Here is a 6603-nt window from a genome sequence, read left to right on the forward strand (position 1 = left end):
CCGGGCCGCCCGGACACGGTGGCGCCACCGACACCCCGGTGGTCGCGCACCGGGACAGTGGAGAGCTGCGATGCGCGTCGGGGTCGCCCGAGAGGTCAAGAACCGTGAGTACCGGGTCGCGCTGACCCCCTCCGGGGTCACCGAGCTGGTCGCGGCCGGGCACGAGGTGCTGGTCGAGACCGACGCCGGGGCGGGGTCCTCCATCCCGGACGCCGACTACGTCGCCGCCGGCGCGCGGATCGTGCCCACCGCCGACGACGTGTGGGGTGCGGCCGACCTGCTGCTCAAGGTCAAGGAGCCGATCGCCGAGGAGCACTCACGGCTGCGCGCCGGGCAGACGCTGTTCACCTACCTCCACCTGGCCGCGTCGCGGGAGTGCACCGACGCGCTGCTGGCCTCGGGCACCACCGCGATCGCCTACGAGACCGTGCAGACCGACGGCGGGGCGCTGCCGCTGCTGGCCCCGATGTCGGAGGTCGCCGGCCGGATGGCCCCGCAGGTGGGCGCGCACACCCTGGAGCGGGCCTCCGGCGGCCGCGGCGTCCTGCTCGGCGGGGTGTCCGGGGTGCACGCGGCCAAGGTCGTCGTCCTCGGTGCGGGGGTGTCGGGCATGAACGCCGCCACCATCGCCCTGGGCATGCAGGCGCAGGTGACCGTGCTCGACCGCGACCTGGAGAAGCTGCGCGCCGCCGACCGGCTCTACCGCGGGCACCTGCAGACCGTGGCCTCCAACGCCCTGGAGGTCGAGCGCGCCGTGCTGGACGCCGACCTGGTCATCGGCGCCGTCCTCGTCGCCGGGGCCAAGGCGCCGGTGCTGGTCAGCGACGAGCTGGTGTCCCGGATGAAGCCCGGCTCGGTGCTGGTCGACATCGCCGTGGACCAGGGCGGCTGCTTCGAGTCGACCCGGCCCACCACCCACGACGACCCGACGTTCGGCGTCGCCGACTCGGTCTTCTACTGCGTGGCCAACATGCCCGGCGCGGTGCCGCACACCTCGACCTACGCGCTGACCAACGTCACGCTGCCCTACGTCATGGCGCTGGCGAACCGGGGCACCGCGGCCGCGCTGGCCGCCGACCCGGCGCTGGCCCGCGGGGCCAACGTCGCCGCCGGCCGGCTGGTGCACGCCGGGGTGGCCGACGCGCACGCGCTGCCGTCGGTGCCGTGGCAGGAGGTCCTGTCCTGACCGGCGCGACGCTGAGCAGTGCGACGTCGGCCGGACCGGACGTCGCCCGGACCGTCACCGGCTACCTCGACCACCTCACCGTCGAGCGCGGGCTGGCGGCCAACACGATCAGCTCCTACCGCCGCGACCTGCGGCGCTACGCGGAGTTCCTCGCCGCCGCCGGGGTGCGCGGGCTGGGCGAGGTGGGGGAGTCCGACGTCGCGGCGTTCCTGGTCGCCCTGCGCAACGGGGACGACGACCACCCGCCGCTGTCGGCCACCTCGGCCGCGCGGGCGGTCGTCGCCGTCCGCGGGCTGCACCGCTTCGCGCTGCTCGACGGGCTGATCACCGACGACGTCGCCGCCGAGGTCAAGCCCCCGGCCCCGGCCCGCCGGTTGCCCAAGGCCATCCCGGTCGAGCAGGTGGTGGCGCTGCTGGAGGCCGCCGCCTCGGTCGAGGGCCCCCGCGGGCTGCGCGACCGGGCACTGCTGGAGCTGCTCTACGGCACCGGTGCCCGCATCTCCGAGGCCGTGGGGCTGGCCGTCGACGACCTGTCGCTGAGCGCGGACCCGAGCACCGCGGCGGTGCGGCTGGCCGGCAAGGGCGGCAAGGACCGCGTCGTCCCGGTGGGCAGCTACGCCGTCCGCGCCGTGCAGGACTACCTGGTGCGCGCCCGGCCGGCGCTGGTGGCCAAGGCCCGCACCGGGGTGCGCGGAGGAGCGCTGTTCCTCAACGCCCGCGGCGGGCCGCTGTCCCGGCAGAGCGCCTGGACGATCCTGCGTGAGGCCGCCGAGCGGGCCGGGATCGACGCCGAGCTCTCCCCGCACACGCTGCGGCACTCCTTCGCCACCCACCTGCTCGACGGCGGCGCCGACGTCCGCGTCGTGCAGGAGCTGCTCGGCCACGCCTCGGTGACCACCACCCAGGTCTACACGCTGGTCACCGTCGAACGGCTGCGTGAGGTCTACGCCACCAGCCACCCCCGCGCGCTGCGCTGAGCCACCCGGAGCACCCCCGGGCAACTTGTCGACAAGTCGTCCCGCGTTCAGGTCACGGTCGGCCCACACCCTGCCGATGAGGGATGCAGGAGTTCGGACCGGTGGCTTCCCCCCGCCGGGGAGCCGCGTCCTCCTGTCGTGACCGCCATCCGGTGGCCACGGACGCAACGGTCCAGGGAAGAGGAACGAGCGATGTCGACACGAGCCGAGGCAGCGGCGGCCACCGTCGGGCTCCCGTTCGGCGGAGCCGAGATGGGTGCCCCGGCCGGACGGGTCGACCCTGCCCGTGCCCGGCAGCGGAAGCTGACCGAGCCCAAGCGCCTGACCTCGCACGGTCCGGCGCAGGTCATCGCCATGTGCAACCAGAAGGGCGGGGTCGGCAAGACGACCTCGACCATCAACCTCGGGGCTGCGCTGGCCGAGCACGGCCGCAAGGTCCTGCTGGTCGACCTGGACCCGCAGGGCGCACTGTCGGTCGGCCTCGGCATCCCCTCGCAGGGTCTGGACCGCACCATCTACAACGCGCTGATGGAGCCGTCCACCACCCTGGCCGACGTCCGCGTCGCCACCGGCATCCTGGGCCTGGACCTGGTGCCCAGCAACATCGACCTGTCCGCCGCCGAGGTGCAGCTGGTCAGCGAGGTCGCCCGTGAGCAGACCCTGCTGCGGGTGCTCGCCCCGATCCGGGCCGAGTACGACTACGTGCTCATCGACTGCCAGCCCTCCCTGGGGCTGCTGACGGTCAACGCGCTCACCGCCGCCCAGGGCGTGATCATCCCGCTGGAGTGCGAGTTCTTCTCCCTCCGCGGCGTCGCGCTGCTGGTCGACACCATCGAGAAGGTCAAGGAGCGGCTCAACCCGTCGCTGGAGATCTCCGGCATCCTCGCCACGATGTACGACACGCGGACCGTGCACTGCCGCGAGGTGTTCAGCCGGGTCGTCGAGGCCTTCGGCGACACCGTGTTCCAGACCGTCATCGCCCGCACCGTGCGCTTCCCGGAGACCACCGTCGCCGGGCAGCCGATCACGCAGTGGGCCCCGACGTCCGGTGGCGCAGCCGCCTACCGCGACCTGGCCAAGGAGGTCCTGGCACTGTGACCCGTCGTCCTGTGCTCCCGGGTGCGTCCGAACTGTTCCGCCGGACCGACACCCCGGCGACACCCCCGCCGGCCCCGGTCACCGAGCTGCCGAACCTGGCCGCCACGACCTCCTCCCCGGCGCTCCGCGGCAGCGCGTCACGGGACGCCGAGTCCGCCGGGTCCCCGCCGCTGACCCTGGTGCCCGCGGTCGACGGTGGGGCCCCGCGCATCGTCGTCGACGAGCTGGCCGCCCACCGCTCCACGCTGCCGGCCGCCGCGGCCCACCGGACCCGGGGTGCCGCGGACAAGAACCGCACCCGGCACGAGGAGAAGATCACCGTCTACTGCTCGGCCGACGAGCTGCTGGCCCTGGAGACCGCGCGGCTCACCCTGCGCGGCAAGCACGGCGTGGCCACCGACCGCGGCCGGATCGTCCGCGAGGCGATCGCCGTCCTGCTGGCCGACCTCGAGGTGCACGGCGAGGACTCCGTCCTCGTCCGCCGCCTGCGCAAGTGAAGGTCGAAGGACCCTGCTGCCCCCCGCCACTCGCTCCGCTCGCGGCGGGACCCTGCAGCAGGGCCTGACCCCACACCACGCTCCGCGCGGCGCGGGGCCCTGAAGCGGGGCCGGACACCACGGTGTGGGCCGGGACTGTCGGGGGTGCCGCTTAGGCTGGAGTGGTGACGACGGTAGCGGTCCCGGAGGTGGGGACCGGGCGGTTCACCGTCCGGCTGACCAACTTCGAGGGCCCGTTCGACCTGCTGTTGCAGCTGATCGGCAAGCACAAGCTCGACGTCACCGAGATCGCCCTGTCGGTGGTCACCGACGAGTTCATCGCCCACCTGCGCGACCTGTCCGACGAGCTGCACCTGGACCAGGCCAGCGAGTTCCTGGTCGTCGCCGCCACGCTGCTGGACCTCAAGGCCGCCCGGCTGCTGCCCGCCGCCGACGTCGAGGACCCCGACGACCTCGACGTCCTGGAGGCCCGCGACCTGCTCTTCGCCCGGCTGCTGCAGTACCGGGCCTACAAGCAGGCCGCCGCCTTCCTGCGCACCCGGGAGGCCGAGGCGGCCCGCCGGTACGCCCGTGACGCCGGCCTCGAGCCGCGCTTCGCCGAGCTGCTGCCTGAGGTGCTCCTCGGCGTGACGCCCGAGCAGTTCGCCGCGCTGGCGTTCGAGGCGCTCACGCCCAAGCCCCCGCCCACGGTCAGCGTCACCCACCTGCACGCCCCGGCGGTCAGCGTCACCGAGCAGCTGGTCATCGTCCGCAGCCGGGTCGCCGAGGCCGGGACGGCGACCTTCCGGTCGCTGAGCCGCGACTGCGCGCACACCCTCGAGGTGGTCGCCCGCTTCCTGGCGCTGCTGGAGCTGTACCGCCAGCAGCTGGTCACCTTCGACCAGGCGACGCCGCTGGGGGAGCTGCACGTGCGCTGGACCGGTCCGGCCCTCGTCGACGGCCGGCTGCCCGCGGATCTCGACCTCCACGTGCCCGCCGACCTGGACCTGGACGGCGACGAGGACCTGGACGGCGACGAGGACCTGGACGGCGACGAGGACGGGCCCGCTCCGGAGGACGGGTCGTGAGCGACGAGCAGTCCGTCCCGCGCCCGTTCTCCTGGGACGCCGTCGTCGCCGAGGTGGCCGCCGGCCTGGCCGAGGGTGAGGAGCAGGGCACGAGCCGGGAGCAGGGCTGGGACGCCGTCGCCGCCCGGCTGGCCGCGGAGTTCGGCCCGCCCGAGGCGCGCAGCGACCCCGCCGGCGCCCCGTCGTCCCGCGTGCTGGGCCGGGCGCCGGCCGATCCGCCGGTCGAGCTGGTCGTCGTCCCCGAGCCGGAGGCGCCGGTCGAGGAGACCGTCGCCGCGGTGCAGGAGGAGCTCCCGCTCGACCTCACCCCGCTGGACGACGTCGCGCTGCGCGGCGGGCTGGAGGCACTCCTGTTCGTCACCGACTCCCCGCTGGACGAGCCGTCGCTGGCCGCGGCGCTGCAGGTGCCGGTCCACCGGGTGCGGGCGACGCTGGTGGCACTGGCCGCCGAGTACGACGACCGCCGGGCCGGGACGACGCTGCGCCGGGTGGGGGAGGGGTGGCGGCTCTACACCCGGGAGGAGCACGCCGCGGTCGTGGAGCGGCACCTGCTGGAGGGGCAGCGCAGCCGGCTCACCCAGGCCGCGCTGGAGACGCTGGCCGTGATCGCCTACCGGCAGCCGGTCACCCGCGCCCGCATCTCGGCCATCCGCGGGGTCGGGGTCGACGCCGTCGTCCGCACGCTCACCGCCCGCGGCCTCATCCGCGAGGCCGGCGCAGACCCGGACACCGGCGGCGGGCTGTACGTCACGACCGCGCTGTTCCTCGAACGGCTCGGGCTCACCGGCCTCGACGAGCTGCCCGAGCTCGCCCCGCTGCTGCCCGACACCCGCACCCTGCTCGACGAGCACCCCGACAGCTGAGGTCTGCGCGGGCCGGTAGGAGCACCGGCGCGCAGGTGGGAGACTGGAGGGGATGGACACGACTGCAGACGACACTCCCACCACCTCCGGCGGTGAGGGCTGGTCCGAGGACATGGAGCTCGCACCGACCCGCCTCGGTGACGTCGAGGAGAACGAGCACGACGACGACAGCCCCGGCGAGCGGCTGCAGAAGGTGCTGGCCCGGGCCGGTGTCGGCTCCCGGCGCGTCTCCGAGGACATGATCGACGCCGGCCGGATCAGCGTGAACGGCCAGGTCGTGCGGGTGCAGGGCATGCGCGTGGACCCCGACACCGCGGTCATCGCGGTCGACGGGCGGCGGGTCGACATCCGCAACGACAAGGTCACCTACGCGATGAACAAGCCGGTCGGGATCATCACCTCGATGAGCGACGACCGTGGCCGGCCCACCGTCGGGGACATGATCGGCGACCTCGCCACCGGGCTCACCCACGTCGGTCGCCTCGACCAGGACACCGAGGGCCTGCTGCTGCTCACCACCGACGGCGAGCTCGCGCACCGGCTCACCCACCCCTCCTACCTGGTGACCAAGACCTACCTGGCCCAGGTCACCGGCTCGGTGCCGCGCGACCTGCACCGCACGCTGCGCAAGGGCATCGAGCTGGAGGACGGGCCGGTCGCGGTCGACTCCTTCCACGTCGTCGACGCCCACGCCGGCCAGTCGGTGGTCGAGGTCGTGCTGCACGAGGGCCGTAAGCACATCGTCCGCCGGCTGCTGGCCGAGGTCGGCCTGCCGGTCACCCGGCTCACCCGCACCGCCATCGGGCCGGTCGAGCTGGCCCGGATGCGCACCGGCACGATCCGCAAGCTCACCCGCACCGAGGTCGGCGCCCTCCACGAGCTCGTCGGCATGTAGGAGGACCCCCTTCTCCCCAC

Annotated in this window: 7 protein-coding genes; all 7 read left to right on the top strand. The window is 74.2% G+C overall.

The window, feature by feature from the left end:
- The first annotated feature begins 70 nt into the window (after positions 1–70).
- The 7 genes from ald (at position 71) to GCU67_RS13070 (ending at position 6583) form a co-directional block, all read left to right on the top strand.
- A complete protein-coding gene (gene ald, locus GCU67_RS13040; RefSeq protein ID WP_163611660.1) occupies positions 71–1186 on the top strand; it encodes an alanine dehydrogenase in 1116 nt (371 codons plus the stop codon).
- Positions 1165–2163 (top strand): site-specific tyrosine recombinase XerD, encoded by a 999-nt coding sequence (xerD, locus tag GCU67_RS13045; protein ID WP_338104988.1) that lies wholly within the window; start codon positions 1165–1167, stop codon positions 2161–2163. Before ald ends, xerD begins: the two co-directional genes overlap by 22 nt.
- A gap of 192 nt (positions 2164–2355) precedes the next feature.
- Complete coding sequence (locus tag GCU67_RS13050) at positions 2356–3261, top strand: ParA family protein (protein WP_163611661.1); 906 nt, start codon at positions 2356–2358, stop codon at positions 3259–3261.
- Positions 3258–3758 (top strand): hypothetical protein, encoded by a 501-nt coding sequence (locus GCU67_RS13055; protein WP_163611662.1) that lies wholly within the window; start codon positions 3258–3260, stop codon positions 3756–3758. The genes GCU67_RS13050 and GCU67_RS13055 overlap by 4 nt, the downstream gene beginning before the upstream one ends.
- A gap of 164 nt (positions 3759–3922) precedes the next feature.
- Positions 3923–4825: a segregation/condensation protein A gene (locus tag GCU67_RS13060; protein WP_163611663.1), complete on the top strand. Its 903-nt coding sequence runs from the start codon at positions 3923–3925 to the stop codon at positions 4823–4825.
- The gene (gene scpB / locus GCU67_RS22850) at positions 4822–5688 is read left to right on the top strand and encodes an SMC-Scp complex subunit ScpB (protein WP_163611664.1); all 867 of its coding nucleotides are present in this window, start codon (positions 4822–4824) and stop codon (positions 5686–5688) included. The genes GCU67_RS13060 and scpB overlap by 4 nt, the downstream gene beginning before the upstream one ends.
- Positions 5689–5740: 52 nt before the next feature.
- A complete protein-coding gene (locus GCU67_RS13070; protein ID WP_163611665.1) occupies positions 5741–6583 on the top strand; it encodes a pseudouridine synthase in 843 nt (280 codons plus the stop codon).
- Positions 6584–6603 lie beyond the last annotated feature (20 nt).

It is taken from the genome of Modestobacter muralis (assembly GCF_010682105.1).
Lineage (GTDB): Bacteria > Actinomycetota > Actinomycetes > Mycobacteriales > Geodermatophilaceae > Modestobacter > Modestobacter muralis.